At 72.5% G+C, this 25,925-nt stretch carries 28 protein-coding genes; 10 read left to right on the plus strand and 18 right to left on the minus strand.

The features are described 5' to 3' along the window. Nucleotides 1–78: 78 nt before the first annotated feature. The 4 genes from ACT4N7_RS21680 to ACT4N7_RS21695 all read right to left on the minus strand — a co-directional run bounded on the left by ACT4N7_RS21680 (nt 79) and on the right by ACT4N7_RS21695 (nt 4,073). Nucleotides 79–858, minus strand: a complete 780-nt coding sequence (locus tag ACT4N7_RS21680; protein ID WP_444830645.1) for an SDR family NAD(P)-dependent oxidoreductase — start codon at nt 856–858, stop codon at nt 79–81. A 69-nt stretch (nt 859–927) separates the two neighbouring features. Further along, entirely contained in the window at nt 928–1,965 is a 1,038-nt protein-coding gene (locus ACT4N7_RS21685; RefSeq protein WP_444830646.1) for an RNA polymerase subunit sigma-70, read from the minus strand. A 52-nt stretch (nt 1,966–2,017) separates the two neighbouring features. Next, nucleotides 2,018–3,229 carry a tyrosine-type recombinase/integrase gene (locus ACT4N7_RS21690; protein WP_444830647.1) on the minus strand — a complete coding sequence of 404 codons (1,212 nt, stop codon included), beginning with the start codon at nt 3,227–3,229 and terminating at the stop codon, nt 2,018–2,020. A 43-nt stretch (nt 3,230–3,272) separates the two neighbouring features. After that, nucleotides 3,273–4,073 (minus strand): ArsR/SmtB family transcription factor, encoded by an 801-nt coding sequence (locus ACT4N7_RS21695; protein WP_444830648.1) that lies wholly within the window; start codon nt 4,071–4,073, stop codon nt 3,273–3,275. Nucleotides 4,074–4,324: 251 nt separating this feature from the next. On the opposite strand from ACT4N7_RS21695, the gene ACT4N7_RS21700 reads away from it, so the two are divergent. Further along, a complete protein-coding gene (locus ACT4N7_RS21700; protein WP_444830649.1) occupies nt 4,325–5,452 on the plus strand; it encodes a hypothetical protein in 1,128 nt (375 codons plus the stop codon). 115 nt (nt 5,453–5,567) lie between these two features. Here the strand turns inward: ACT4N7_RS21700 and ACT4N7_RS21705 are convergent, their stop codons facing one another. The 3 genes from ACT4N7_RS21705 to ACT4N7_RS21715 all read right to left on the minus strand — a co-directional run bounded on the left by ACT4N7_RS21705 (nt 5,568) and on the right by ACT4N7_RS21715 (nt 7,543). Next, entirely contained in the window at nt 5,568–6,029 is a 462-nt protein-coding gene (locus ACT4N7_RS21705) for a hypothetical protein (protein ID WP_444830650.1), read from the minus strand. A gap of 72 nt (nt 6,030–6,101) precedes the next feature. Next, nucleotides 6,102–6,206: an MFS transporter small subunit gene (locus tag ACT4N7_RS21710; RefSeq protein WP_444830651.1), complete on the minus strand. Its 105-nt coding sequence runs from the start codon at nt 6,204–6,206 to the stop codon at nt 6,102–6,104. Continuing rightward, nucleotides 6,203–7,543, minus strand: coding sequence for an OFA family MFS transporter (locus tag ACT4N7_RS21715; protein ID WP_444830652.1), 1,341 nt, complete (start codon nt 7,541–7,543; stop codon nt 6,203–6,205). Before ACT4N7_RS21715 ends, ACT4N7_RS21710 begins: the two co-directional genes overlap by 4 nt. Nucleotides 7,544–7,597: 54 nt before the next feature. On the opposite strand from ACT4N7_RS21715, the gene ACT4N7_RS21720 reads away from it, so the two are divergent. Together ACT4N7_RS21720 and ACT4N7_RS21725 are read left to right on the plus strand one after the other, a co-directional pair. Further along, nucleotides 7,598–7,945, plus strand: a complete 348-nt coding sequence (locus ACT4N7_RS21720; protein WP_444830653.1) for a hypothetical protein — start codon at nt 7,598–7,600, stop codon at nt 7,943–7,945. A 65-nt stretch (nt 7,946–8,010) separates the two neighbouring features. Beyond that, nucleotides 8,011–9,063 (plus strand): magnesium and cobalt transport protein CorA, encoded by a 1,053-nt coding sequence (locus ACT4N7_RS21725; RefSeq protein WP_444830654.1) that lies wholly within the window; start codon nt 8,011–8,013, stop codon nt 9,061–9,063. Nucleotides 9,064–9,110: 47 nt separating this feature from the next. On the opposite strand, the gene ACT4N7_RS21730 is transcribed toward ACT4N7_RS21725, so the two are convergent. Further along, on the minus strand, nt 9,111–10,679 hold the full coding sequence (locus ACT4N7_RS21730) for an amidohydrolase (protein WP_444830655.1): 1,569 nt from the start codon (nt 10,677–10,679) through the stop codon (nt 9,111–9,113). A 71-nt stretch (nt 10,680–10,750) separates the two neighbouring features. Between ACT4N7_RS21730 and ACT4N7_RS21735 the strand changes: the two genes are divergently transcribed. Both ACT4N7_RS21735 and ACT4N7_RS21740 read left to right on the plus strand, forming a co-directional pair. Beyond that, entirely contained in the window at nt 10,751–11,569 is an 819-nt protein-coding gene (locus tag ACT4N7_RS21735) for an alpha/beta hydrolase family protein (protein ID WP_444830656.1), read from the plus strand. Between the two features lie 310 nt (nt 11,570–11,879). Continuing rightward, nucleotides 11,880–12,728 carry an RCC1 domain-containing protein gene (locus ACT4N7_RS21740; protein ID WP_444830657.1) on the plus strand — a complete coding sequence of 283 codons (849 nt, stop codon included), beginning with the start codon at nt 11,880–11,882 and terminating at the stop codon, nt 12,726–12,728. 294 nt (nt 12,729–13,022) lie between these two features. Here the strand turns inward: ACT4N7_RS21740 and ACT4N7_RS21745 are convergent, their stop codons facing one another. Next, entirely contained in the window at nt 13,023–13,685 is a 663-nt protein-coding gene (locus ACT4N7_RS21745) for a winged helix-turn-helix transcriptional regulator (protein ID WP_444830658.1), read from the minus strand. A 71-nt stretch (nt 13,686–13,756) separates the two neighbouring features. Between ACT4N7_RS21745 and ACT4N7_RS21750 the strand changes: the two genes are divergently transcribed. The 4 genes from ACT4N7_RS21750 (at nt 13,757) to ACT4N7_RS21765 (ending at nt 16,733) form a co-directional block, all read left to right on the plus strand. After that, complete coding sequence (locus tag ACT4N7_RS21750) at nt 13,757–14,269, plus strand: pyridoxamine 5'-phosphate oxidase family protein (protein WP_444830659.1); 513 nt, start codon at nt 13,757–13,759, stop codon at nt 14,267–14,269. Between the two features lies 1 nt (nt 14,270). Continuing rightward, a complete protein-coding gene (locus ACT4N7_RS21755; RefSeq protein ID WP_444830660.1) occupies nt 14,271–14,969 on the plus strand; it encodes an alpha/beta fold hydrolase in 699 nt (232 codons plus the stop codon). A 16-nt stretch (nt 14,970–14,985) separates the two neighbouring features. Next, the gene (locus ACT4N7_RS21760) at nt 14,986–15,579 is read left to right on the plus strand and encodes a DUF7711 family protein (protein ID WP_444830661.1); all 594 of its coding nucleotides are present in this window, start codon (nt 14,986–14,988) and stop codon (nt 15,577–15,579) included. A gap of 323 nt (nt 15,580–15,902) precedes the next feature. Beyond that, nucleotides 15,903–16,733, plus strand: a complete 831-nt coding sequence (locus tag ACT4N7_RS21765) for a pentapeptide repeat-containing protein (RefSeq protein ID WP_444830662.1) — start codon at nt 15,903–15,905, stop codon at nt 16,731–16,733. Here ACT4N7_RS21765 and malQ read toward each other — a convergent pair. The 8 genes from malQ to ACT4N7_RS21805 all read right to left on the minus strand — a co-directional run bounded on the left by malQ (nt 16,696) and on the right by ACT4N7_RS21805 (nt 23,754). Then, nucleotides 16,696–18,618, minus strand: coding sequence for a 4-alpha-glucanotransferase (malQ, locus tag ACT4N7_RS21770; RefSeq protein WP_444830686.1), 1,923 nt, complete (start codon nt 18,616–18,618; stop codon nt 16,696–16,698). The genes ACT4N7_RS21765 and malQ overlap by 38 nt on opposite strands. 35 nt (nt 18,619–18,653) lie before the next feature. Next, on the minus strand, nt 18,654–20,036 hold the full coding sequence (locus tag ACT4N7_RS21775; protein WP_444830663.1) for a DUF2867 domain-containing protein: 1,383 nt from the start codon (nt 20,034–20,036) through the stop codon (nt 18,654–18,656). Nucleotides 20,037–20,097: 61 nt separating this feature from the next. Further along, complete coding sequence (locus tag ACT4N7_RS21780) at nt 20,098–20,643, minus strand: carboxymuconolactone decarboxylase family protein (protein WP_444830664.1); 546 nt, start codon at nt 20,641–20,643, stop codon at nt 20,098–20,100. A gap of 13 nt (nt 20,644–20,656) precedes the next feature. Further along, nucleotides 20,657–21,091, minus strand: coding sequence for a DUF6187 family protein (locus ACT4N7_RS21785; protein ID WP_444830665.1), 435 nt, complete (start codon nt 21,089–21,091; stop codon nt 20,657–20,659). Continuing rightward, nucleotides 21,084–22,376: an FAD/NAD(P)-binding protein gene (locus ACT4N7_RS21790; RefSeq protein WP_444830687.1), complete on the minus strand. Its 1,293-nt coding sequence runs from the start codon at nt 22,374–22,376 to the stop codon at nt 21,084–21,086. Before ACT4N7_RS21790 ends, ACT4N7_RS21785 begins: the two co-directional genes overlap by 8 nt. Nucleotides 22,377–22,462: 86 nt before the next feature. Beyond that, complete coding sequence (locus ACT4N7_RS21795) at nt 22,463–22,948, minus strand: DUF6423 family protein (RefSeq protein WP_444830688.1); 486 nt, start codon at nt 22,946–22,948, stop codon at nt 22,463–22,465. A 190-nt stretch (nt 22,949–23,138) separates the two neighbouring features. Further along, nucleotides 23,139–23,438: a DUF6235 family protein gene (locus tag ACT4N7_RS21800; protein ID WP_444830666.1), complete on the minus strand. Its 300-nt coding sequence runs from the start codon at nt 23,436–23,438 to the stop codon at nt 23,139–23,141. Further along, entirely contained in the window at nt 23,422–23,754 is a 333-nt protein-coding gene (locus tag ACT4N7_RS21805; RefSeq protein ID WP_444830667.1) for a hypothetical protein, read from the minus strand. The genes ACT4N7_RS21800 and ACT4N7_RS21805 overlap by 17 nt, the downstream gene beginning before the upstream one ends. Before the next feature lie 245 nt (nt 23,755–23,999). Here ACT4N7_RS21805 and ACT4N7_RS21810 point away from each other — a divergent pair, with 245 nt between their 5' ends. Then, entirely contained in the window at nt 24,000–24,416 is a 417-nt protein-coding gene (locus ACT4N7_RS21810) for an STAS domain-containing protein (protein WP_444830668.1), read from the plus strand. On the opposite strand, the gene ACT4N7_RS21815 is transcribed toward ACT4N7_RS21810, so the two are convergent. Beyond that, entirely contained in the window at nt 24,417–25,763 is a 1,347-nt protein-coding gene (locus tag ACT4N7_RS21815; RefSeq protein WP_444830669.1) for a sodium:proton exchanger, read from the minus strand. Between the last annotated feature and the right edge of the window lie 162 nt (nt 25,764–25,925).

Below are 25,925 nucleotides of genomic sequence, written 5' to 3' on the forward strand. Positions count from 1 at the left end.
GTGGGCGGTCCCCGGGGGGTGGGGGGGGCGCCCCCCGGCGGTGGGGCTGGCTTGGTGGGCGGGCCCCCACGGCGGGGCTCAGCCGGTGATCAGGCCGCAGGTGACGTTGGTGAACGACGCGGTGATGCCCGCGGCGCGGTCGGAGGCGAGGAACGCGGCGGTGTCGGCGACCTGGGCCAGGCGGGGGGCGCGGCGCAGGATGGCGGCGGCGCCGATCGCGTCGATGATGACCTGCGGGTCCATGCCGACGCCGTCGACGGCGCCGATCTTCTCGCGGGTGAGGGTCTCGGCGACGCCCGCGGTGTGGATGCCGACGACTCGGACGCCCGCGGGGCCGATCTCGGCGGCGAGGTAGCGCAGGAAGGTTTCGACGGCGGCGTCGATGACGCCGGTGTTGCCCATCAGCGGCCGGGCGCCGCCCGCGGAGCCGCTGGTGACGGTGAGGATGACCCCGCTGCCCTGGTTGGTCATGTGTCGCGCGGCGGCGCGGGCGGTGTGGAAGTTCGCCATGAGGCCGGTGGTGACGCCCTCGCCGAACTGCTCGTCGGTCATGTCGATGAGCGGGGTGCCCTGGGAGTCGCCGCGGTTGACCAGGTTCATCGACACGTCGAGGCTGCCGGACTTCTCGACGACGGCCAGGACGTGGTCGTTGACGGCGGCCGCGTCGAGGACGTCGAGGACGGCGACCTCGGCGGTGCCGCCCGCCGCGCGGATGTCGGCGGCGACGGCGTCGAGGGTGGTGTGGGTGCGGCCGACGAGGTGGACGGTGGCGCCCTCGGCCGCGAAGGTGCGCGCGACTCCCCCGCCGATTCCGCCGCCCGCGCCGTAGATGACCGCGACCTTGTTCTGCAGCAACATGGTTCCTCCTGTGGTTCGTGGTGACACCGGTATGACGGCCGCGCTCGCGAAAAGGAATCGGTGCGCTGCTCAGAGCGTCATGGGCAGTCCGAACGCGGGGAACAGGTCGGGGATGAACGAGGTGATCTCGGCGACCATGCCGTCCTCGACGCGCAGCACGTCGAGGACTTGGGCGCGGAACTCGGTGTCGCCGGGGCGGCGGACGTAGTTGGCGACGGCGGGCTGGCGGTTGGCGCGGGTGGGCACCGAGCGCCATTCGCCGAAGTAGTTCGGCGACGCGGGGTCGAACATCTCGATCATGCCCGCGACGAACGAGGTGCGGCCTGCGAACCACAGGTCGTTGGGCGGCATGGTGACGCGGACGTCCGCGCGCAGGATCTCGGCGAACGCGGTGGGTGTCGGGTCGTCGAGGACGGCCATGTAGCGGCGCAGGAGGTCACGTTCGGCGTCGTCGGGGTCGGCGGTGGGCGCCCATTCGGCGCGGCGTTCGGGTAGGTGCCGGCGCAGGGTGGGGCGGGCGCGTTGCAGGGCGCTCTTGACCGCGGCGACGGTGAGTTCGAGGTGGGTGGCGGTGTCGGTGGCGGACCAGCCGAGGACGTCGCGCAGGATCAGCACGGCGCGCTGGCGGGGCGGCAGGTACTGGATGGCGGCGAGGAAGGCCAGTTCGATGGTCTCCTTGGCGACGACCTGGTGGTCGGGGCCTGCCTCGGTGGCCGGGGGGTCGAGGAGCCGGTCGGGGTAGGGCTGCAGCCAGGGGATCGAGCGGGGCGGGGTGTCGCCGAGGCCGGGGTCGGCGGCGGTGGCGGGCATCGGGTAGTGGCCGGGGCTGCGCGGGTTGCGGTCGAGGTGGTCGAGGCAGGCGTTGGTGGCGATGCGGTAGAGCCAGGCGCGGAAGGTGGCGCGGCCCTGGTAGGTGTCGCGTTTGCGCCAGGCGCGCAGGAAGGTCTCCTGGACGAGGTCTTCGGAGTCTTCGAACGAGCCGAGCATGCGGTAGCAGTGGACCTGTAGTTCGCGGCGGTGGCGGGCGACGAGGTGCCCGAAGGCGGTTTCGTCGCCCGCGGTGGCGGCGGCCACGACGGGGTCGTCCTCGATGGTGCCTGCGGTCATGGGTGGGTCTCCATCCTGTCCGTGGGTCTCCATCCGGTGCGTGGGTCATCGTCTACGACGAGCCGCGGTTGTGGCGGGAATTGGTGATCGTGTCGGCGACGAGGTCGACGGCGCTGCGGCCGGGGTCGCGGGCGGCGGCGTTGTAGGTGCGGTTGGTGGTGTCGACGCTGGCGTGGCCGACGTCGGCCTGGACGGTGACCAGTTCGGCGCCGGCCTCGACGGCGGCGGTGACGTAGAAGTGACGCAGGGCGTGGGGGTGCAGGCGGTCGGCGACGGCGGCGAGGTCGGCGCCCGCGGCGGCGGCGATGCGGCGCAGTAGGGCCCACACGTCGTGGCGGCTCATCGGGGTGCCTGCGCGGGTGGCGATCAGGGAGCTGGTGCCCGAGCGGACCTGGCCCGCGCGGACGGGGCGGGTGTCGCCGGTGGTGCGGTCGCGCTGGTCGAGGTAGGTGTGCAGGGCGCGGTCGGCGAGGTCGGACAGGTAGACGATGCGCGGTTTGTCGCCCTTGCCCGGCACGCGCAGGGCGCGTCGGTCGCGGGTGGTGTGCAGGTCGGCGCGGGTGAGGTCGCACAGTTCGGACACCCGGACGCCGAGGGTGAACAGGGCGACCACGGCGGTGGCGCGGTGGGTGCCGAGCAGGTCGCGGCCGGGGCGCGGGGTCGCCGCGGCGTCGAGCAGGGCGCGGACCTGTCCGGGGGTGAGGGTGACGGTGCTGCTGGTGTCGTGGTCGGTGGCCACGGCGAGGCGTCTGCGGGACAGGGCGGCGGGGTTGGCGCGGACGATGCCGTCGTCGGCGAGGTGGCCGTAGAGGGCTTTGAGGGTGCCGAGCATGCGGTCGCGGGTGGCTTTGGCGGCGTCGTGGTCGGTGAGGTCGTCGAGCCATTCCTTGACGTGGGTGGTGCGCGCGGCGAGTGGGTCGAGGCCGCGGGCGCCGCACCAGCGGAACCAGTGCAGGTGTCGCAGCCTGCCCCTGCGGGCCGGTGGCGGTCGGTTCGTGCTGGTCGCGGCCGGTGCGGCGGGCAGCGCGAGGACCCGCCGATATGCCTCGACGGCCATCGGCCAGCCCTCGGGTGTCGCCGCCGGTGTCCGCCAGTGGTCGAGGTCGGCGGCGGACACCGGCAGGCCGAGGGATTCGGCGTACTTGTGCCGGGTGGCGCGGTTGGCGTAGCCGATCAGCCAGTCGGACACCAGGGCGAGCAGCCGCGCGGGGTCGTCGCTGCCCGGCCAGACGGACTCGGCCGGGCGGATCGCGGGCTCGGTCACTGCCACTCCCCTGTCACTGCCCCTGTCACTGCCCTGGTCGGTGTCACTGGTCCGCGACCAGTGTGCCGCCTTCGAGCAGGGTCTTCAGCGCGCAGAGGATCATGATCCAGCCGCCGCTGACGCCTTCGAGCATCTTGCTGTCCGGGCTGTCGAAGCCGTCGTGGGTGATGGTGAGCTTGATCCCCATCACCGCGATCTCGGCGGGCTCGATGTCGAAGGTGACCCGGGTCCGCTCGGTGCACGCCTGGGTGAACTCCTCGTCGGTGTCGAACAGCTCCCGGTGCATCGGTTGCAGGGTGTGCCAGGTGTAGGACAGGCGCTTGCCGGGCTCGGCCGCCAGGACGCGCTGGCCGAGTTCCTCGAACTCGCCGTCGGGGCTCATCTGCCACCGCACCGAGGACCCCACCTGCCAGTCCGAGTCGGGTCCCATGCCGCCCATGTAGATCGCGATGAACTCGGGTTCGGTCAGCGCCCGGTAGAGCTTCTCGGCGGTGGTCTGGATGTAGGTGACGTAGACGAACTCGGGCTTGCTCACGGGGTGTCCTTCCAGGGTCTGTTTGAGGTGGGAGAGCGCGGTCAGGCGGCTGTGCTCGTAGCGGCCGATCCAGCGGTCGGCGAGGTCGCGGATGGGCACCGGGTTGAGGTAGTGCAACTTCTCCCGGCCGTGCCGGACGGTGGTGACGAGGTGGGCGGCCGCCAGCACGGCGAGGTGCTTGCTCACCGCCTGCCTGCTCATCCGCAGGCCCTCGCACAGCTCCCGCAGGCTCTGCCCGTTGCGGGCGTTGAGCCGATCCAGCAGTCGTCTGCGGCTCGCGTCGGCGAGCGCCTTGAACACCGCGTCCATCGTGGCGCCAGAATAGGCAACTCTTTGGTTGCCTGTCTAGTCGACGTGCGGACTGGACAGTTTCCGGGGTGGGCAGTTCCCGATCCGGCTCGGACACGACTGGTCAGGCCCCGGCCGACCACTTCGGCGACGTTCCGATCGCCCGGCGGAGGTTACCAACGAAAGATCGGTTTCGTAGGTAACCTAAGTTGTAGTTATCAAGCTAAAACCTGAGTTAGCAGTTATACAACTTGTCGCTTAAGATCGTCGGCATGGAGACAGGGTCGAGTGAGCGAGGGCAGGCCGGTGAAACGGGCGCGTTGTGCGGGTTCAGCCGATGCCGGAAACCGCTCCCCCCGTCCGGGCCGCGCGGCGGCAGGCCCTACGAGTTCTGCCCCGACCGGCAGTGGCCGGGCAACGCCACCTGCAAGCAGCTCGCCGGGGCGGAGAACGCGCTGCGCACCGCGCTCGGCGCCGACCCCGGGCAGCTCGCGCTCGGCGGGTTCGCCACCGACGTCCGCGAGCACGTCGACCGGGCGCTACGGCCCGCCGCAGCGCTACAGGGAGTCCTGACGCAGGTGCTGGCCCGACTCGACGGGGAGGTGGCCGCCGTGCTCGCCGCGGTCGACGGAGCCGAGCGCGCCGCCGCCGCGGACCGGGGGCTGCGGGAACAGGCCGAGCGGCGGACCGTCGAGGCAGAGCACGCGGCCGCGCAGGCCCGCGACCAGGCCGCCGAACACGAGGCCGCCCGCCGCGACGCCGAACACGCCCGTGACGAGGCCATCGGCCGCGCCAAGGCGGCCGAACTCAAACAGGCCCGCGCCGAATCCCGCCGCGATGCCGAGCACGAGCGGGCCGAACAGGCCGAACACCGCGCCCGCGACGCCGCCGCGCGTCACCACACCGCGACCGAGGCCGCTGCCCAGGCCCGTCAGGACGCGGCCGCGGCCCGCACCGAACTCGCCGCCCTCGACCTTCGCCGCGCCGACGACCGCGCCACCGCCGACCGCGACCGCGACCTGGCCGCCACCGAGCTGGCCGCCGTCCGCGCCGAGGCCGCCACCGCGCTGACCGCGGCCCGAGCCGACGCCGACCGAGCCGCGGACCAGCACCGGATCGAACTCGACCGCGTCCGCGCCGCCGCCGACACCCGCCTGCACACCGCGACCCGCGAACACCGCGCCGCCCTCGGCGAACTCCACGAACGCCTCGGCGCCGCCCGCCACCATTCCGCAACCGCGGAGGCGGCCATGGCGGACCTGCGGGCCACCGCGGCGGCAGACGCGGCGGCCAGGGCGGAGCTGGCGGGCACCGTGGACCGGGTGCGGACCGCACTGTCGGCCCCTGACCCGCACGCCGCCGTCACCGCGGCACTGAACCCCGTCGACTGGGGGCTGTGACGGCCACCTGGGCGATCCCGCCGTCGGCAACTGCGAGAGCGAACCCCGCCGGGGCCGAGACGTACCGCGCCATGGGCCTACCCGCGCGGTCCAAGGGTCCGAAGGTCAGTACACCCTAGATCCAGCTGACGCTGATGTTGGCCGCCTCGCACACCTTCGCCGTCCGCGCGAACGCCTTGGCCAGGCCGTCCGCGTCGAAGTCGGCTTCCCGCCCGCCCGTGAGGTGGGCGTCCAGGATGGGCGCGCCCAGCTCGGAGATGACCTCCAGCGCGGCGACGAACTCGCGGGTCTGCGAGCCCCTGAGCTGGGTCTCGACCTCCTGGATGGTCTTGGGCAGCGCCGCGGCGAACGTGTCGAACCCGCCCGGGCCCGCGCCGCCCCGGGCGATGTCCTCCAGGCCGCGGTAGGTGTTGCCCATCCCCCGGACCAGGGTCTCGCAGAAGTACCGCTCGCCCGCGGTCAGGTTCAGGACCTGCGGCGGGTCGCCTCCTGGCCGGGTCGACGGGGCGGCCGCCTCGCCGCCGCAGCCCGCGGTGAGGATCAGGACCAGGGTCAGCGGCCCGGCGCGACGGATCACAGGTCGGTCACCGCGGGCGCGCGTTGGGCCCACCCCCAGCGTCGCCGCCGCCGATGAGGGCGTTACCCCCGCTCAGCCGAATAGCTGGGTGACTTTCTGGACCAGTTCGTAGACGCCGTAGGCGAAGGGCACGGCCACCCACGCCCAGACGCCCACCAGCAACCGCCTGCGGTTCATCGGGCCTCCTCCAGTGTCCGGTGGTGTCTGGTGTGCACGGGGCGGACCAGTTCGTTGGCGACGAAGCCCGCGGCCAGCAGCGCGATCATGATGAAGAACGACGTGGTGTAGAGGTCGGGCCCGGACTCCCCCGCGGCCTCCTGGTTGTCGGCGATCCGGTTGACGATCAGCGGGCCGAGCACGCCCGCGACCGACCACGCGGTGAGCAGCCTGCCGTGGATGGCGCCCACCTGGTAGGTGCCGAACAGGTCCTTGAGGTAGGCCGGGATGGTGGCGAATCCCGCACCGTAGAAGGACAGGATCAGCACGGTGCACACCACGAACAGCAGCTTGGAGCCGTTGGTGGTCAACGCGATCACCAGGTACAGCAGGGCGCCCGCGCCCAGGTAGAGCCGGTAGATCGTCTTGCGGCCGACGATGTCCGATGTGGACGACCAGACGAACCGGCCGATCATGTTCGACAGCGACAGCAGCGCGACGAACCCGGCGGCGGCGGCCGCGGTGATCGGGGCGGGGGTGTCGCGGAAGAAGTCCTGGATCATCGGCGACGCCTTCTCCAGGATGCCGATGCCCGCGGTGACGTTGAAGCACAGCACGACCCAGAGCAGCCAGAACTGCGGCGTGCGGATGGCGTCGTTCGCGGAGACATCGGCGGTGGTGATCATCGTTCGGCGGTGCGCGGCGCGCGGCGGCGCGCTCGCCGGGGCCCAGTCGTCTGGCGGTACGCGGACCAGCAGCACGCCCAGCGTCATGAACGCCGCGTAGACCACCCCGTGCACGGCGAAGGTCTGCGCGATGCCCGCGGTGTCCTTGCCGAAGGTCTCCAGCATCTGGCTCGACCAGGGCGAGGCGATCAGGGCGCCGCCGCCGAAGCCCATGATCGCAATGCCGGTGGCCATGCCGGGCCGGTCGGGGAACCACTTGATCAGCGTCGAGACCGGCGAGATGTAGCCGATGCCCAGCCCGATGCCGCCGAGGCCGCCGTAGCCGAGCACCACCAGCCAGAACTGTCCCGCGGCCACCCCGGCGGCGGCGACGAGGAACCCGCCGCAGAAGCAGATCAGCGAGACCAGCATCGCCCAACGCGGCCCGTTGCGTTCGACGCGGGTGCCGAACACCGCGGCGGACAGGCCCAACATCACGATGCCGAGTTGGAAGGGCAGTGCGCTCTGAGTGCCGGTGATGCCCAGCGCCGACTCCAGCGGCGGTTTGAACACGCTGTAGGCGTAGACCTGTCCGATCGCGAGGTGCACCGACAGCGCGGCGGGCGGGATCAGCCACCTGCTCCAGCCCGGCGGCGCGACGATGCGGTCGCGAGTCAGCAGTCCTGCGGCCATGGCCCCTCCCAGTGATTGCCGACTCAACCATAGTGGTGGGCAACCCACCTTCGCATGGCCAAAGTGGTGAATGACCGCCGGACCGGCCGCCGACGCCCGGGTGTGGGCCGCGGCGTTCCGCACCGTCTGGAGCCACGACCTCGCGGGCGGCGACAACGCTACGTCACCGGCCGCGCCCACCAGCTCTACGACCAGCGGCTCCCCGCGGGCACCGACCGCGCGACCGGGCAACCCACCGGCTACGCCCTGCACGCCGCCGAGCACCGCGCCCCGCCCGTCCTGTGCCCGCCGAACCGGATCTGGGTCGCGAAGATCGAGATCGCGGTCCTCGCGCAGGGCAGGCACCGGACCGCGGAGTCCGCTGTGCGCGCCGAGCTGAACTGGCTCGTGGCCGTAACGTAGGGCCACCGGCAGACGGACTAGGAAGTCGATCATGCTGGCCGTCCGCGACCGCCTGGAGGACTTTCGTGCCGAGTACCCCGTCGATCGACACCCTGATCGGCCACGACACGCACCCGCGGTCGGCCACCGTGATCGACTGCGCGGTCTACGTGGCAGGCGCGCGGCTGCCGGGCCACTGGACCCCCGCCGAAGCCCTCGACGAGGTGCGCCGCCGCGGCGCGGGCTTCGTCTGGATCGGGCTGTACGAACCCGACGCCGACCAGCTCGACGACCTCGCCGAGACCTACCGCCTGCACACCATGGCCGTCGGCGACGCGCTCAACGGGTCGCGGCGGCCCAAGCTCGACCGCTACGACGACACCCTGTTCACCGCGTTCAAGACCGTCGGCCACGTCACCCAGGACTCGGCGACCACCACCAAGGAGATCGTCGAGACCGGCGAGATCATGGTCTTCCTCGGCCGCGACTTCATCGTCACCGTCCGCCACCGCCAACACAGCGGCCTGCGCGGCTTACGCACCGACCTCGAAGCCACCCCCGCGCGGCTCGCGCTCGGCCCCGCCGCCGTGCTGCACGCCATCGCCGACCACGTCGTCAACGACTACCTGGCGGTCACCGACGCCGTCGAACACGACATCGACGAGGTCGAGGCGCTGGTGTTCGCCCCCGGCACCACCATCGGCGCCGAACAGATGTACCTGATCAAACGCGAGATCGTCGAACTGCGCCGCGCGGTGACCCCGCTGGCCAAGCCGCTGCGCGCGCTCGCCGAAACCGACGCCCCGCTGGTCCCGCCCCAGATGCGCGCCCACTTCCACGCCGTGGACGACCACCTCGCCACCGTCGCCGAACGCATCACCGGATTCGACGAGATCCTGACCACCCTGCTCAACGCCACCCTCGCCAAGGTCACGCTGCAGCAGAACAACGACATGCGCAAGATCACCGCCTGGGCCGCCATGATCACCGTCCCCACCATGGTCGTCGGCGTCTACGGCATGAACTTCGACCAGATGCCGGAACTGCGCTGGAAGTACGGCTACCCGTTCGTCGTCGCCGTCATTCTGTTCGCCTGCCTGGTGCTCCACCGCACCTTCAAACGCAACAAATGGCTCTGAGCGCCGCCGAGGTCGTCGCGGTTCCGCCACTGCGGGCGGTTGCGGCTTCACCACAGGAGTTCGCCGTGGACGACCTCGCCCGCCACCGCCGTGGCGCGGACCGACAAGTCCGCGGGCGCGGCCGAGCGCGGATCACCGTCGAGCACCACGAGATCCGCGTGCTTGCCCGCCTCGATCGACCCCAGCTCGCGCTCCCACCCGCACACGTACGCCGCCTCAGCCGTGTACGCCCGCAGCGCCTCATCCGCCGTGATCGCCTCCGCCGGGCCTATCACCCGACCCGACCGCGATCGCCGGTCGATCATGAACTGCATCGCGCGCAGCGGCGCACCCACCGTCACCGGCCGGTCCGAACTGCCCGCCAACCGCACCCCGTGGTCGAGGAACCCGCGCCCCCGATACAGCCACGGCGCCCGCCGCGGGCCCATGATCTCGGCGTAGTCGTCGCCGAAGGACCACAGGAACGTGGGCTGCACAACCGCCGCCACGCCCAGCTCGGCGAACCGCGGCACCTGGTCGGGCCGCACCAGCCCGGCGTGCTCGACGCGGTGCCTGCCCGCGTGGCCGGGGAACTCCCGCTGCGCCGCCGCGATCCCGTCGAGGGCGACGTCGACCCCGCGGTCGCCGATCGCGTGCACCGCGAGCTGCCAGCCCGCCCGGTGCCCGTCCCGGATCACCGCGTGCAGCGCCGCCTCGTCCGCGTACAGCGCCCCGGCGTGGGACTCCCCCACATACGGCTCGGTCAACGCCGCCGTGCGGGCCATCATGCCGCCGTCGGTGAAAATCTTCAGCGCGCCCAGCGACAGCCAGTCGCCGCCGAAACCGGTCCGCAGCCCCAGATCCATCGCCCGCGGGGTGTCGTCGCCCGGATGCGCGCCCAGGTCGCGCAGCAGATCGCCCGCCACCATCAGCCGGACCCGCAGCGGCAGCCTGCCCTCGCGCTCCGCCTGCTGATACGCGGCCACCTCGATCGGGCTGTGCCGGATGAGGCCGCCACCGACCCCCGCCTCCGCGCACGCCGTGACCCCCTCGGCCAGACACTGCCGCCCCGCCCGCTCGATCGCGTCGACCAACTCCGCGCGCGAGTACGGCTGGCGCAGCGTCCGGGCGGCCGCCGTGCCAGCCTCCACCAGCACGCCGTCGCGGTGCTCCGTCCCCGCGGGCAGCAGCGCCAAGACGGTCGAGTCGACCACGCACGCGTGCCCGGAGTCGTGCAGCACCAACACTTTCCGGCCCGCCGACACCGAGTCCAGCTCGGCCGCGGTCAGGTGCCTGCCCAGCCGCCGCTGGTCGTAGCCGACCACGTCGACCCACTCCCCCGCGGGTCGCGCCGCCGCGGCCCGGGCGACCTCCGCCAGCACCCCCGCCACCGTCCGCTCGCCTGCGACACTCGCCGCCGCGGCCGCGATGCCGGTCCACGCCAGATGCACGTGGGCGTCGACGAACCCCGGCAGCACCACCGCACCACCCAGGTCCACGGTGCGGCGCGCGGGCAGCGCCGCCACCGCGTCGTCCACCCCGACGATCCGGCCCCGCCAGATCCCGATCCGGCTCGCGGCGGGCCGCGCGGGGTCCATGGTGACGACGGAAGCGTTGACCAGCAGCAGATCCAGCACGCCACGACCCTATGCCCGCGGTTCCCGGTGCGGCGCACCAACCGATTCGGGCCGGCGAACGAATACCCACCGTGGTCACCCGACGTTCCGCCCTGCGCGGCCTCGCCGCACTCGGCATCGCCGCTGTCGCCGCCGCGTGCGCGACCCCCGGCCCCACCAACGTCACCGCCGCGAAACGGCTCGACTACGGCACCCACCCCAGCCAGTTCGGCGAACTGACCCTGCCGACCGATGGCGCACCCCGCGGCGTCGCACTGCTCCTGCACGGCGGCTTCTGGCGCCGGTCCTACGGCCTCGAACTCGCCCGCCCACTAGCGAAAGACCTCGCCGCCGCGGGAATCGCCGCGTGGAACGTCGAATACCGGCGAACCGGCGAAGGCGGCGGCTGGCCCGCCACCCTGGACGACGTCGCCGCGGCCCTCCGCCTGCTCGCCGGGCCCGGCCAAGAGGCCGCGGGCGGCCGCCTCGACCTCGACCGCGTAGTCGCGATCGGCCACTCCGCGGGCGGCCACCTGGCCTGCCGACTCGCCGCCGAACCGGACGTCCGACTGCGCGGCGTCGTCAGCCAGGCAGGCGTCCTCGACCTCGTCCGCGCCGCCGAGTTGGACCTGGGCGGCGGCGCGGTACCCGAGTTCCTCGGCGGCACACCCGCCACGGCCACCGCGCGGTACGCCGAGGCATCCCCGATGGCGCACCTGCCGATGACCGTCCCCGTCATCTGCGTCCACGGCACCCGCGACGACATCGTGCCGATGGACCAGAGCACCCGGTTCGCCGACGCGGCGGGCGCCGAACTCGTCACCGTCCCGGGCGATCACTTCGTGCTCATCGACCCCGCCACCGAAGCCTGGCGTACCTGCCGAGCCGCCGTCGATCGCCTGCTCACCTGACCAGCCCGCCCCAGCGCACCTCCTGCCCTGGCCGTGCCCCGACTCGACCCGGGCCAACATGCAGTCGGCAAGTCCCCTCCCCTCTCCAGCGGTTTTGGTCAGTGCCAACGCTTCCCCTTCTTGAATCATCCTCCATTATCTTGATAGTGGATAGTGGATAGTAAGATTGTAAGCCCGCGGTGCGGCGGTCCTCGTTGCCGGAGAGGTTGATCAGGTCGGCCTCAATTGCGCCGTGGGCGACGCTCATCAGCCTGGAGGCACGGAGCGTGCTGGATCTGCCCAGGGGCATGTAATCCGCAATGCTGTGCATGTGAGTAGTCCTGCCATCGCCGCTGGACGGCGACACTCGTTGGGGCTGTGTGCCGACGGCACCGTGGTTGCGGCCGGCACGGGGACATCTGGTGAGTGTCGAGTCGAAGACTGGGTCCATGTGGTCGCCGTGGCGGCGGGCAACGTGCATACCGCGTCGAATACTGGACGGTCGCACAGCGTCGGCCTCCGCGCGGACGGCACGGTGATGGCAGTGGGCTGGAACGGTGACGGGCAGTGTGACGTCGCGTCATGGCGCGACGTCACCCTTGTCGCCGCGGGTTGGCGCCGCACCTTGGGGCTGGTTGGTGACGGCACCGTGGTGGCTGCGGGACGGCTCCGCGAGGGGGCCTGCAACGTGAGCCAATGGCGTGAGATTGTCGCGTTGACTTGTGGCGACTGGCATTCGGTGGGCCTCAGAGCCAACGGGACTACCGTTGCCGTGGGCAACGATCGCCGTGGGCAGTGCGCGGTCGACACGTGGCGTGACGTTGCCGCCGTCGCCGCCGGCTACCTTCACACGGTCGGCCTCACCAACGACGGACGCGCCGTTGCGGTCGGGGATCAATCGGCGGGCGCCTGTGACGTCAGTGCTTGGAGAGACGTTGTGGCAGTGGCGGCTGGGAGCTACCACACCGTCGGCGTCACCGCGGCCGGCCGAGTCGTGGCCGTGGGCAGCAACGATTCCGGCCAGCGCGACGTAGCCGACTGGCGCGAGATCGTCGCGGTGGCGGCCGGATCCACCCACACTCTCGGACTACGCGCAGACGGAACGGTCGTCGCCGCCGGAAACAACGAGCACGGTCAATGCGACATCACCGGCTGGGACGCGATCCGGTCGCCTAACTAGATACCGCACGGAGGTGCTGCTGGTCCCGGGCCAACATCCTCATCCCGCGATGCGCGCGTTTTCCGCTGCGGTCACAAGGGTCGCCGCGCCGGCGGACCAGGTCAGCGTGGCGCGTCATCGAGTGCCCGTCCAAGCGTCCAGCGGGAAACGCCCAGCTTGGCCGCGACGGCAGACTGGGTTTGTCCGGCACGAATCCCAGCCACGGCAGCATGCACAGCGCCACTGCCAGGCCCAGCCGGTCCGCCGGACCCCGGCCCCGACCGGGGTCCACGAAGGCTAGTTCCTCGTCCGCGGCTAACCGGAAGCGTGGACACGTGGGCGCGGGAACAAGGCCAGGAACCGTTCCGCGACCTGGCCATCGCCCTCGACACGCACGATCCCGCGGCTTGTCGCGTCGGCGAGTGGGCGGCCGCCGAACACCAGGGAGCGGAAGGTCGCGGCGTCGGTGTCGATGACGGTGTCCGAGCGGTCCGCGGAACCCCGAACCAGCTCGACAACTCCGTCGGCCACCTCTGCGCGGAATCGGGTGCCGTCGAGCCGCAGGTCGACCGTGGCGCGCAGGTCGCCCGCGGCGGCCGGGTCGAAGGTGGTCTTCAGCGCGAGCAGCAGCGCGCCCAGGCCGAGGTCGCCCGACGACGTGATCGGGGCCCTGCTCCCCCACCGGCCGAGCTGGACCAGGACCGGTTCGAGGTCGCGGCCGCGCTCGGTCAGCTCGTACACCCAGACCCCGGCGGGCGGCTCCAGCCGCGTGCGGCGCACCACGCCCGCCGCCGTCAGCTCGGACAGGCGATGCGACAGCACGTTCTGGCTCGCTGTGGGCAGGCCGAGGCGCAGGTCGGTGAACCGTTTCGGGCCGAACAGCAGTTCGCGCACCACCAGCAGCGACCACCGCTCCCCCACCAGGTCGAGGGCTCGGGCGACCCCGCACGGGTCGTCATAGCTGCGGGTTCCAGACATGCCGCCAGCATACAGTCCCTATTCAGGACTAGTAAGTGCTACTTTAGGACTACTAGTTCCGAGGAGGCAGCATGAAGCTCGAAGAGACCGCGATGACACTGCCCCAGGGCGACGTCGGCCTACTGGACACCGACGTCGCACGGCACCTGCTCGCCTCCACCGAGCTGGCCCGGCTCGCCTATGTGGCCGCCGACGGCACGCCACGGGTGTTCCCGATGCTGTTCCACTGGACGGGGTCCGAGATGGTGTTCAGCACCTTCGCGGGCGCGAACAAGATCACCGCCCTGCGCGCCCGACCGGACGTGGCCATCTCCATCGACTCGGCGGCGCCCCCGCCCGAGGTGCTGCTGATCCGCGGCCGCGCCGTGGTCACCGACATCGACGGGATCGTCCCCGAATATCTGGCCGCCCACCGCCGCTACGGCGGCGACGAACAGGCGGCCGCCGCGGCCGAGATCGACCACCCCGACCTGCGGATGGCCCGGATCGCCGTCCGGCCCGCGTGGGTCGGCGTGCTGGACTTCCAGAGCAGATTCCCCGGCGGCCGCACCGCCGCCGACTTCGAGCGCCGGGGCCGGGGCTGACATGGCGACCTACGTGCTGATCCACGGCGCCGGGTCCGATGCCTGGTACTGGCATCTCGTGGTCCCCGAACTCCAGGCCAGGGGCCATGACGTGGTGGTGCCGGAGCTGCCGTGCGCCGACGACTCCGCCGGGCTGGCCGAATACGCCGACACCGTCGTGGCGGCCATCGGCGACCGCACCGACCTCATCGTGGTTGCCCAGTCGATGGCCGGGTTCACCGCGCCGATGGTGTGCGACCGGGTCCCGGTCGACCTGCTGGTGCTGCTCGCGGCGATGGTCCCCGCCCCAGGCGAGACGGCCGGCGAGTGGTGGGCCGCCACCGGGCAGGACGAGGCCCAGCGCGCGCAGGACGAGCGCGACGGCCGCCCGACCGGCGGCGACTTCGACCCCGTGGCCATGTTCCTGCACGACGTCCCGCCGGAGCTGGTGGCCGAGCTGATGGCGAGAGGCGGCGGCGACCAGTCCGACACCCCGTTCGGCGACCCGTGGCCGCTGTCCGCATGGCCCGACGTGCCGACCAGGTTCCTGCTGTGCCGCGACGACCGCCTCTTGCCCGCCGACTTCCAGCGCCGCGTCGTCCGCGACCGCCTCGGCATCACCCCCGACGAGATGGCAGGCGGCCACCTGCCCGCGCTGGGCCGCCCGCGCGACCTGATCGACCGGCTGGAGGCGTACCGGGAGGAGCTGGTTCGCGGGTGACCGGGAGGATGTGCGGGTGAAGTGGATCCGCGCGCTGCACCACCTGGAGACCCTGGCGCACACCTGTGCCGACATGGCCACCCGCCCCCGCACGATCTTCCCGCTGCGGGTCACGCGACTCTGGGCCGCCGGGGACATCCTCGGACCGGTCCGCGACGTCGACCGGATCACTGTCGCGCTCGTGGTGGACCTGCCCGTCGATGAAGTCCCTTGGCTCACCGAACCGCACGGCTCCCAGCACTGGGCGCAGGCCGCGCGACTGCCCCAGTCCCCCATCACCGTGCGGTGGCGTTCGGCGCACGCGCCGGTGTGGAACCACGCCCTGGACCGGCCCGCCCTGATCTGGGACGTCGAGACGGGGGTCGCGGAGGCCACCCTGCTCGCCATCACCGACGGTGTCGCCGAGACGGTTCGGCCTGCCGCGCCATCGGCGGCCGAACACCGCGCCCGCCTCGACGACGAGCTGGCGGTGAGTCTGCGCGCCCTGCGCACCCGCACCGCCACCTACGCCGACCGCCGCTGGGGCCCGGGCAAACTCGAACCCGTCGCCGACGCCCTGTGGCGGGCAGGCGAGGGCTACCTGGACCTGCTCGACGCGACCGGACGGTAACGGTCCTCCCCGAAGCGACCTCGGCGGCCGACCTGAACAATGCCGCCCTCCCCATCAGGGCTGTTGTTTCGTTACTGCCCAGGCAAGGCGCGCTCTTCCAGCTCCGCCGACAACATCCCATTATCCTGATAGTGAATAGTGATTAGTGGAGATATAGTAATGAGCGACGGGGGGAGAAGGGGAACGAAGAGGAAGGGACGGCAGGCCGGGATCACGAATCGAGGCGAGGTGGCCGCGATGATCACCTGGTCGGCTGCGGCTAGGGTGCGGTGACTGCCCGCACAGCCCCGGCACGGGCTCGCAATCACGGGAGATCACTCACGTTGTCAGGCAATCGCGAACCCGCCGCCAAGCTGCGAGCCGACTGCGCGAACTGCTTCGCGCTGTGCTGTGTCGTGCCCGCCTTCGCGGTCTCCGCGGACTTCGCGATCGACAAACCCGCCGGCCGGGCTTGTCCGAACCTGCGATCGGACTTCCGCTGCGGCATCCACTCGGAGCTGCCGCGGCGTGGCTTCACCGGATGCACCGTCTACGACTGCTTCGGCGCGGGCCAGCAGATCTCCCAGGTCACCTTCGGCGGACACGACTGGCGGACGGCGCCGCACACCGCGAAGTCGATGTTCGAGGCGTTCCCGATCATGCGCGGGCTGCACGAGCTCCTCTGGTACCTCACCGAGGCGCTGACGCTCCCCCAGGCCCACCCCCTGCACGGCGAACTCGGCCAGGCGCTCGACGAGACCGAGCGTCACACGCGCGACAGCCCGGACGCGCTCAAGGCCCTCGACCTGGCCACCCATCGACACGAGGTCAGTGCGTTGCTGCTGCGCGTGAGCGAACTCGTGCGGGCAGGCGTCCGGCGCAAACCGAAGGACCGTCGGGGCGCCGATCTCATCGGGGCCGACCTGAGGGGCGCCGATCTGCGGGCCGCGAACCTGCGCGGGGCCTACCTCATCGGCGCCGACCTGCGCGGGGCTGACCTACGCGGGGCCGACGTCATCGGTGCCGATTTCCGGGATGCCGACCTCGGCGGCGCCGACCTCACCGGCGCCCTCTTCCTCATCCAGTCCCAGCTCGACGCGGCGAAGGGGGACGGCGCCACGAAGGTGCCGCCGTCGCTCAGCCGCCCGACCCGGTGGTTGAGCGGCCCTGACTGAGGGTGGCCACGGCTCGGCGGACGGCCGGGTGGGCGAACAGCTCGGCCACGGTCACGGGCAGCGGGATGCGCCAGTTCGGGTACTCGTCCTGGGTGCCGGGCAGGTTGGGCTGGCGCAGCTCCCCCACCAGGTCCGTCGGGGCGGCGAACACCACGGCGCACGGTGTCCGGGCGAGCAGGGCGTGCAGCGCGGCGACGACGTCGGGTGCGGGGGCGTCCGGCTCGACCAGGCCCTCGCGGACCAGCAGCTCGATGATCGCGGTTCGCTCCGTCGAGGCGCGGCGGGCCTCCTCGGCGGGGTCGGTCAGCAGGCCGAGGTCGGCGCGGACGCGGACGTGTTCGCCCGCGAGGAACCCGGACGCGGTGGGCAGGTCGTGGGTGGAGACGCTGGCGGCGGCGGTCTCGGGCCACAGCTTCGGCGGCAGCGAGCGGCCCTCGGCGTCGCGCTGGAACCAGGCGACGGCGCAGCTCAGCATGCCGCGTTCGCGCAGGGTCTCGGTGACGTCCTCGGGCACGGTGCCGAGGTCCTCGCCGATCACCACGGCACCCGCGCGGTGGGCTTCCAGCGCGAGCACGCCGACCATCGCCTCGGCGTCGTAGTGCACGTAGGTGCCGCGGTCCGGTGGCTCGCCCGGCGGGATCCACCACAGCCGCCACAGCCCGGCGACGTGGTCGACGCGGATGCCGTCGCCGTGGGCGAGGACGGCGCGGATCATGTCGCGGAACGGCGTGTACCCGTGAACGGCGAGCCGGTCGGGGCGGAACGGCGGCAGCCGCCAGTCCTGGCCGCGGGGGCTGAACGCGTCCGGTGGCGCGCCGACGGTGACCGCGGAGGCGAGCACGTCGCGCAGTGACCACGCGTCGGCGCCGCCCGGGTCGACGCCGACGGTCAGGTCGTGCACGATGCCCACGGCCATCCCGGCGGCGGCCCGGTGTACGTCGGCGAGCTGGGCCGCGCACTGCTGCTGTACCCAGGCGTGGAAGGCGACCCGGTCGGCGAGCTCGCGGCGGGCGGCGACCACTTCGGGGGCGGCCGGGTGGCGCAGGGCCGCGGGCCAGGTGCGCCAGTCGGCGCCGTGGCGCTCGGCGAGCGCGCAGAAGGTGGCGAAGTCGGCGAGTGCGGGGTCGAGCGCGTCGAGGTTCATGGGTGGGGCGAGCAGGCGCAGGGCGGCGGACTTGGCCAGCCAGACGTCGTCGTGGTCGATCAGGTCGAGGCGTCCGGGTGCGAGGTCGAGCACGCGGCGGCGGGTGTCGTCGTCGGCGGCGTGGAAGGCGGGGGTGTCGGTGACCGACAGGTGCAGGGCGTTGAGGAACCGGCGCGACGACGGCGAGTACGGCGAGCGCTGCACCGGGTGCACGGGGGTGGTGGCCGCGACCGGGCTGACCAGCACGGCACCGGCGTCGTCGCGGGCGGCGGCGTCGACGAACGCGCGCAGGTCGGCGAAGTCGCCGATGCCCCAGGACCCGGGCGTATGCAGCGCGTAGAGCTGGGTCATCCAGCCCCAGGTGCGCGGGACGGGTGGCAGCGCGGCGGGCGCGACCGCGAGCGGGGTTTCCGTGTGGCCGACGCGCAGCCGGTGCCAGCCCAGGGGCAGGTCGGCGGGCAGCGCGCCGTCGACGGCGATAGTGCCGCCGTCCTCCAGCACCACTTCGCCGCGGCCGATGTCGACCCGCCTGCCCTGGCGCACGACGGTCGGGGTGGCCGCGCCGCGCGGGACCCGGTGCAGAGAGTCGCGGACCTCACTCGGGGTGGCCGCGGCGACGCCGAGTTGGGCGAGCACGGCGATGATCACCTCGGGGTCGACGGCGACCTGCTCGCGGTCGCCGTTCTGGTAGCCGACGGCGACGCCGTGCGCGGCCGCGAGTTCCGCCAGTTGATCGTCCACTGAGGACCGTTTCGCCGTGCTCACAGCGGACAACCCTAGCCGCCTGCCTCGGCGGCGCGGACCAGGCCGCGGGCCATCAGGCCGAACACGACGTCGTGCGCGGGCTTCTGGGCGTACCAGTAGAGCTTGCCCGCCAGGCCGGTGGGTACGAACGTGACGGTCTGGCGGTAGCTGCTCTCCCCCGCGCGCTCCCCCGGCGCGGCCTGCATCTCCAGCCAGGCGGTGCCGGGCAGCCGCAGATCGGCGCGGAGCAGGAGCACGCCGTCGTCGTCGTGGCGGTCGATGACGGTCCAGGAGTCCACCGTGTCGCCCGCGGCGAGGTCGTCGGGTCGGCCTCGGTGCAGGCCGACGCCGCCGACGAGGTGGTCGAGGGCGCCGCGCAGGGTCCAGGCGCCGGGCATGGTGTGCCAGCCGCCCGCGCCGCCGATGTCGGTGATCACCCGCCACAGTTCGGCGGTGCCGGTGCGCACGCGCAGCACCTTGCGGTCGCGGACCAGGCCGTCGGCGTTCTCGGGCGGGCCGACCGGCACGGGGTCGCCCAGGGCGGCGCGGATCGCGCGGTCGGTCGGTGTCGCGCCGCCGGGTGGCGGGGGCAGAACGTTGTCGGTATCACCGTCGGGCGCGAGGTCGTGGCGCAGCGAGTCGAGCAGCGCGCGCACGAGTGTGGTGGACAGCGGGGTCATCGCGGCGACGGCGGCCGACGCGGTGCCCGTCGATACGGCGGTGACCGGCACGGGGAGTCGCCACGGGAGTCCGGCGACGCGCGCGTACCGCTGGACCAGCTCCAGGTAGGTCAGGGTGTCGGGCCCGGCGATGTCGCCGATCATGTTCACCGGCTCGTCGGACGCGGCCTTGAGCAGGTGGTACAGCACGTCGGCGATCGCGATGGGCCTGCTCCGGTTGTCCATCCACGACGGCCGCAGCAGGACGGGTCCGCTGCGCGCGGCGCGGCCGAGCAGTTCGAAGCTGGCCGAGCCTCGGCCGATGATCATCGACGCCTGTAGCACCAGGGCGGGGGTCGGCGCGGCGAGGAACGTGTCGCCGACGGCGGCGCGGGAGGCCAGGTGTTCCGACGCCGGGCCGTCGGTCGGGCGCGGGCCGCCGAGGTAGATCAGTTGCCGCACGCCTGCTCGCGCGGCGGCGTCGGCCACGGCGTGGGCGATCCGGTCGTCCGCGGCGGCGAAGTCCGCCCCCGCCATGGAGTGCACCAGGTGGTAGACGACGTCCACTTCGGACAGTGCGGCGGCCAGGGCGGGCGCGTCGAGCACGTCGGCGCGGATGGCGTCGACGCCATCGGGCAGCGTGGCGGGGTCGAGCGAGCGGGCCAGGGCGCGGACCCGGTGGCCGCCCGCGTGCAGGGCGCCGACCAGTAGGGAACCGACGTAGCCGCTGGCTCCGACGACGAGACAGCAGGCCACGGTGGTGGTCCTCTCGGTTGACGACTGCCCCACTATCGCAGTGGCCGCTGTCCGCCGCCGGTTACTCGTCGATGAGCGCGGTGAGCCCGCTGTAGCCGATGTCGTGCAGCCGGGTGCCCGAGGTGGCGAAGTAGCTCGCGTCCGCGCGCACGCCCAGGCCGTCGACCATCCGGTTCATGAAGTTGAACAGCGCGCAGACCAGCACCGCGTCGTGCAGGGCTTTCTCGTCCCAGCCCGCGTCGAACACCGCTTGGGCGTCGGCCGCGGTGACCCGCGACGGTGTGCGGGTGAGTGTGCCGACGTAGCGCAGCACGGCTTTGAGCTTGTCGTCGATCGGGGCGGTGTCGAGGTCGGCGACGGCGGCGGCGAGCAGGCCCGGGGGCACGCCGAACGCCTCGGCGGTGGCGGTGTGCACGCCGTGGCAGTAGTCGCAGGCGTTGACGCCGGAGACGTAGGCGGCGATCAGTTCGCGCTCGGCGAGGGTGAACGGCGACGACCCGCGCATGACCAGCTCGTGGTAGTCGATCAGCGGCTTCGCGGTCTCCGGGTAGGTGCGGAAGACCTGCAGGAGCACGGCGTCCGCGGGCAGTGACTTCAGGTAGGGCACGGGTCCTCCAAGGTCAGGGCGCGGACTCGACCTGCCGGTCGACGTCGGCGCGGCGCAGCCTGCAGGCGGTGAGGTAGACCCGGGTCGCGGGTCCGGTGTCGCCGATGTCGGCCCCGGCGACCAGGGCGTAGGTCTTGGTCCACGCCTGGCGGACCGCGGCCGAGGTGGTCGGGTGCGGGTCGGCCTCGGCCAGCGCGGCGCGGACCGACCGCCAGCGGTGCGCGCCCGCGGCGACGGCCGCCTCGATCGTCAGCCGGGCGCCGAGGTCGTGGCGGAGTTGGTCGACCAGCGTCGTGACGCGGCCGAGGTCGTCGGCGAGGCTGGCCATGCCGAGCCCGGCCAGCAGCCGCTCGGCGTCGAGGCCGAGCAGGATCACGCCGACCTCGGTCGAGGCCGAGTCGTCCACCGCGGGCAGGTCGAAGCGGGTGTCGAAGTCGGTGTCAGACAAGGGCCCCCACCGCCGTTCGGTCCAGAGTGGACGGTGCGCCCAGGTGGGCGGCGACGGTCGCGGCCACCCGGGCGGTGGCGACCCGGTGGCCGTCGATGTTGCGGGCGGCCGGGCCGAGCACCATGCACGCGGCGGCGCCGACGGCGAGCACCCGCGGCGCGCGGGTGTAGGCCAGGGTGCGCTCGTCCAGGTCGGGCCAGCCGTCGCGGGCGCCGATGATGGCGTCGGGCAGCAGGCCCGTGCCGATCGACGGGGTGGTGCCGAGGCAGAGCACCACGTGGTCTCCCCGGACGCGGGTGCCGTCGACCAGTCCGACGCCCGCCGCGGACACGTCGGCGATCTCCCGGCCCCGGTGCACGACGAGCCTGCCGTCGGCCTCGGCCGCGCGCAGCAGCGGCCGGAACTCGAACATCACCGACGCCCGCCGGTGGCGGCCCATCAGCGCGAGCCGGTCCGCCCAGGACGCCCCGTCGAAGCGGGCGCGGCCCTCGGCGCGGAAGAACGACGCGTTGACGTCCGCGCACTGGTAGCGCTCCTCGACCTCCCGGACGACCCAGTGCACGCGGCGCCGGTCGGAGAGCGCGTTCGCGATGACGTGCGCGGCGCTGAGCCCGGCGCCGACGACGACCACCGAGCGGGCGTCCGGCGGGACCGGTTCGTCCCAGTAGCCCACTGACGCCGACCCACCCCATGGCGCGCTTGTGCGTTCCTCGCCCAGGCAGAGCACGGCGAACCGGGCCGTCACGGTGCCGCGGTCGGTGTGCACCCGCACCGCGTCGGCCCCGGGGTGCAGCTCCCGCACGGTCGCCTGGTGGGTTCGGGTGTCGACGCCGTGCACGGCCGCGATGTGGCGGCAGTACGCCTCGAACACGTCGACCGGCACCACCGACCGGTGGCCCGCCTGCGCCATCCTGATCTCGCGGCGCTCCACCGGGGTCAGCCGCGACCAGTGCAGCCGCGCGAAGTCGGCCAGCTCGCAGTCGCGGTAGCCCTCGACCCCGGGGTGGTGCTCGTACGGCGAGCGCAGCACGCGCTGGCGCAGCCCGTCGACCCGGTCGAAGAACCGGCCGCACGGGCGGTCGGCGCGGTCGAGCAGGACCACGTCGCGCACGTCGAGGTGCCACAGCGCCGAGGCCACCGCCAGGCCGGCCGGTCCGGCGCCGACGATCACCACGTCGGCGCGGGCGGGCGGTCCCGCGACGGGTACGGCGGTGCCCATCGGCGGCGGCCAGTCGCGACCCCGCGGCGAGTCCAGCAGGTGCGGCTCGGGCAGGAAAGTGGTGATCAACGGCGCCCCAGGTGTGTGCACGCGCCTGCTGAGGCCGGGCGGGATCGCCCGGCCTCGGCAGGCACTGGTCGGGAGGGCTCGGGTCAGCCGATCACGGTGACCGGCACGATCATCTCGATCATCGGCCGCTGCGGCATGCCGTCGGCGATCATGCGCTCCAGGGCCGCGGCGGTCTGTTCCGGGCTGTCGGTGGCCACCGCGCAGTAGCGGGAGTGCGCGTAGGTGGGCCTGCGCGTCGAGCACTCCAGGTCGAACACCTTGAGCACCGCCTCGCCGGGGCGCACCTCGCCGTCGTGGAAGGTCAGGCGGCGCAGGTCGGGGGTGAGGAAGGTGCGGGCGAACTGGCGGGAGAGGATCATCGTCTCGTCGCTGTCCACGAAGTGCGAGTCGTCGTCCGTGGTGACCTGCATGGCGACCCAGGTCTGGTCGGTCAGGTTCGTCTCGGACTTGATCACCTGCCAGCGGCCGGGCTCGGGCAGGTTGATGCACATCGACACGTCGTGGTCGATGGCATCGACCGCGCCGGAGATCATCAGCACCCGGCGGCGCACGTCGGCGACCGCCGCCATCTGGATATCGCGGGCCCGCACCCGGCTGGAGACGTCCAGCCCGGGGATGTCCAATGACGACACCGTTCCTCCTCGAAATGCCTGACGACAAAGAACTTCCGACAACATCGGCGCTGCGATCGCGTGGCCAGGCTGGCACACCGCCGACCCAACCTCAATGGTCCGCGAACCGGTTGGGCTGATCGGCGGATCAGGCCGCGTCCGCGTCCAGGTCCGGCGCCTCCGCCGGGGTGCCGATGTAGAGCACGCCGAACGCGCCCACGTCCCGGAAACAGACCTTGACCACCAGGTTGTCCCGGACCAGCACGAAGAACTCCCCGGTCCGCTGCACGTCGTCGAGCACCTTGTAGGACCGGAACACCGAACCATCCGAGATCGCGAACAACGCCTTGTAAAGCGCGTTCTTCTCGACCTGCCCCGCCTTGTCCGCCCATTCCTCCAGCCGCGCGAATCCCAAGTTCAGCCGGAGCCTGCTATGTCCCTGGCTCACTGTCCCGTGCCTCCAGTGCGGCGATCACGTCCTCGATGTCCCGTGCCCTGCCGGGCCGTTCCCTGCCTGCCATCGCCAGGACGTAGTCGGGATCGCGCTCCATCCGCTCGGTCATGACCAGGCTCTCGATGAAGTGCTCGACCGCCGACATGTCGCCGGTGCGCTTCTGGTGGGCCAGGACGACGGCCAGCTTGCGCAGCCGTTCGAGCCGTCGGCGGGCGGGTAAGCGGGTCAGCGCCACGGTGATCTGGTCGGCGAGGCGGAGGCATTCGGTCCCGAACGGCTCGGCGCGCCAGGCGGTGGTCGTCGAAGGCATGCTTGTCTCCCGTCGCACGGTGGCTCACATACCGAGAAGTCTCCGCCGGTCGGCGTGGCACGGACCAGTGCGCCAGGCACGGGCCGGACCTGGTTTGCACACCCCGCCGGGACCGCACCGCACACAGGTCGGACATGAATTCCTCACGACCCGCGCGGCCGGGGCCCCGAACCGGCGGCAATATTTGCCTTGAGGCAAACATGGCATATGCTGGCGGCACCTTCTTCCCCAGAACCGAGGCCGACATGAGTGCTCCCGCACGCACGGGCATTCCCGCACCTCGCCCCGCCGGTGCGCTCGACCCGCACGGCGCCGGGGTCCAGGTGCAGCCGATCGGCCGCTGGGCGGCGATCGCCCGGGTCCGCGGCGAGATCGACCTCCACACCACCTCGGCCGTGCGCGGGCGGATCATCGCCGCGCTGGCCCGGCCGAACCTGCTGGCGCTGGTCGTCGATCTGTCCGAAGTGGACTTCCTGGGCGCGTCCGGCCTGGCCATGCTGGTCGACCTGCGGGCGCGGTGCGCGCTGCGGGCGGTCGACCTGCGGCTCGTCGCTGGCAGGCGCGTGGTGCTGCGGCCGCTCGCGGTCTGCGGGCTCACCGACGACTTCGCCCTCTACCCCGACGACACCGCCGCGCTCGCCCGGTACCGGGCGATGCCCTGATCAGGTCGAGCGCTCCCCCGCGTCGACCAGGTCCCGGTACGGCGTGCGGAACCCGTCGCGCAGCAGGCTCACCGCCTGGTCGCGGTGGCGCACGAAGTTGACCACGGCGAGCAGGATGTAGACCCCGGACAGCAGCAGCAATTCCAGGCCCGCGACGTTCTCCGGCAGCACCGCGGCCAGCACGAACTGGCCCGCGAACAGCCCGAGCAGGATCAGCGCGCCGCGCACGGTGATCGACAGGTCGAGCAGCAGCGACACCGCGAACAGCGACTGCGCCGCGGTCAGCAGCAACTCCCCGCGCTGAGCGGAGTCGATGGGCAGCCCGGACGCCGAGCCCGCCGCGAGCGCGAACACCAGCGGCAGCGTGCCCACCAGCAGCGTCCACTGGTTCACCTTCGACGAGATCAGCGTCGCCAGCGCGTCGGTGGTCTTGAGCCGCCACGCGTACAGGCCCGCCACCAGCAGTTCGGGCGCCTCCGATGCCAGCGGCGCGACCCACTGGACCAGGAAGAACTGACTGATGCCCAGGTCGGTGCCGCTGTCCACGAGCGCGTGCGCGAAGTTCTCCGCCACCAGCAGGATCACCGCGGCGGCGAAGGCGAACAGCGCCGCGCAGGTGAGCCTGCGGCGGACGCGGGGCTGGCCGCCGATCCACGCCGCGGCGCCGTCCAGATCCGGGTCGCCCGCGGGGGCCTTCGCGATCCGTACGCAGTAGAGCACGAAGATCGTGACCAGCACGGCGGTGTCGACGAAGGTGATGCTCTGCCGCAGCGGCAGCGCCAGCGAGTACACGGTGGCCACGGCCAGGAACGCCAGCGGCACGGCGTCGGTGCGCAGCAGCGCCACCGAGGTCTGCTTCGGGCTGCGCATCGGGCGGGTCGATCCGCCGCGCACCCGGTTCCGGTGCAGCCGCCACGCCGCGAGCAGCACCACCATCGCCCAGCCGACGCCGACCAGGATCCGGTTGGCGCCGGTCATGTTCGCCAGCGCCAGCCCGCAGCTCGACTGGGTGCCAGGGGCGGCATCGGGCGCGACGCAGGACGGGCCGTGGGCGGCGAAGTCGCGGCCGCCCTCGATGGTGAACACGAAGTCGACCGCGTACTCGGGCAGCACCGCGATCAGCGCGAGCAGACCGATCGCGAGGCCCGCGGAGATGTCGACCTGGATGGCCTCCGCGACCCAGGACAGCAGGAACGCCGCGCCGATGATCGCCATGCCGAACAGGGCCGCGGCGATCGGCGGGGCGGGCATGGTTCCGGTGGCGCCGAGGTACACGCCCGGCACGGTGGCCGCGGCGGCGAGGATCAGCGGCAGCGCGGCGCGGGCGGCGCCCCCTGGCTCTGTCACCGCCGCGTCGACCAGGACACGGCGCGGGTGCGGAGGTCCACCGCGGTCCCCTTCCCGAGGCGACAGGGTCTCGGCTGAACGTACCCGCGCTGGTCCGGTGCCGCCGACCGGACAGTTGGGGGGACTCGTCCGGCCGGCGGCTGGGTCGCCCGCGCGCCGGAT

Source organism: Actinokineospora sp. (genome assembly GCF_052390155.1).
In the GTDB taxonomy this organism is placed as follows: domain Bacteria; phylum Actinomycetota; class Actinomycetes; order Mycobacteriales; family Pseudonocardiaceae; genus Actinokineospora.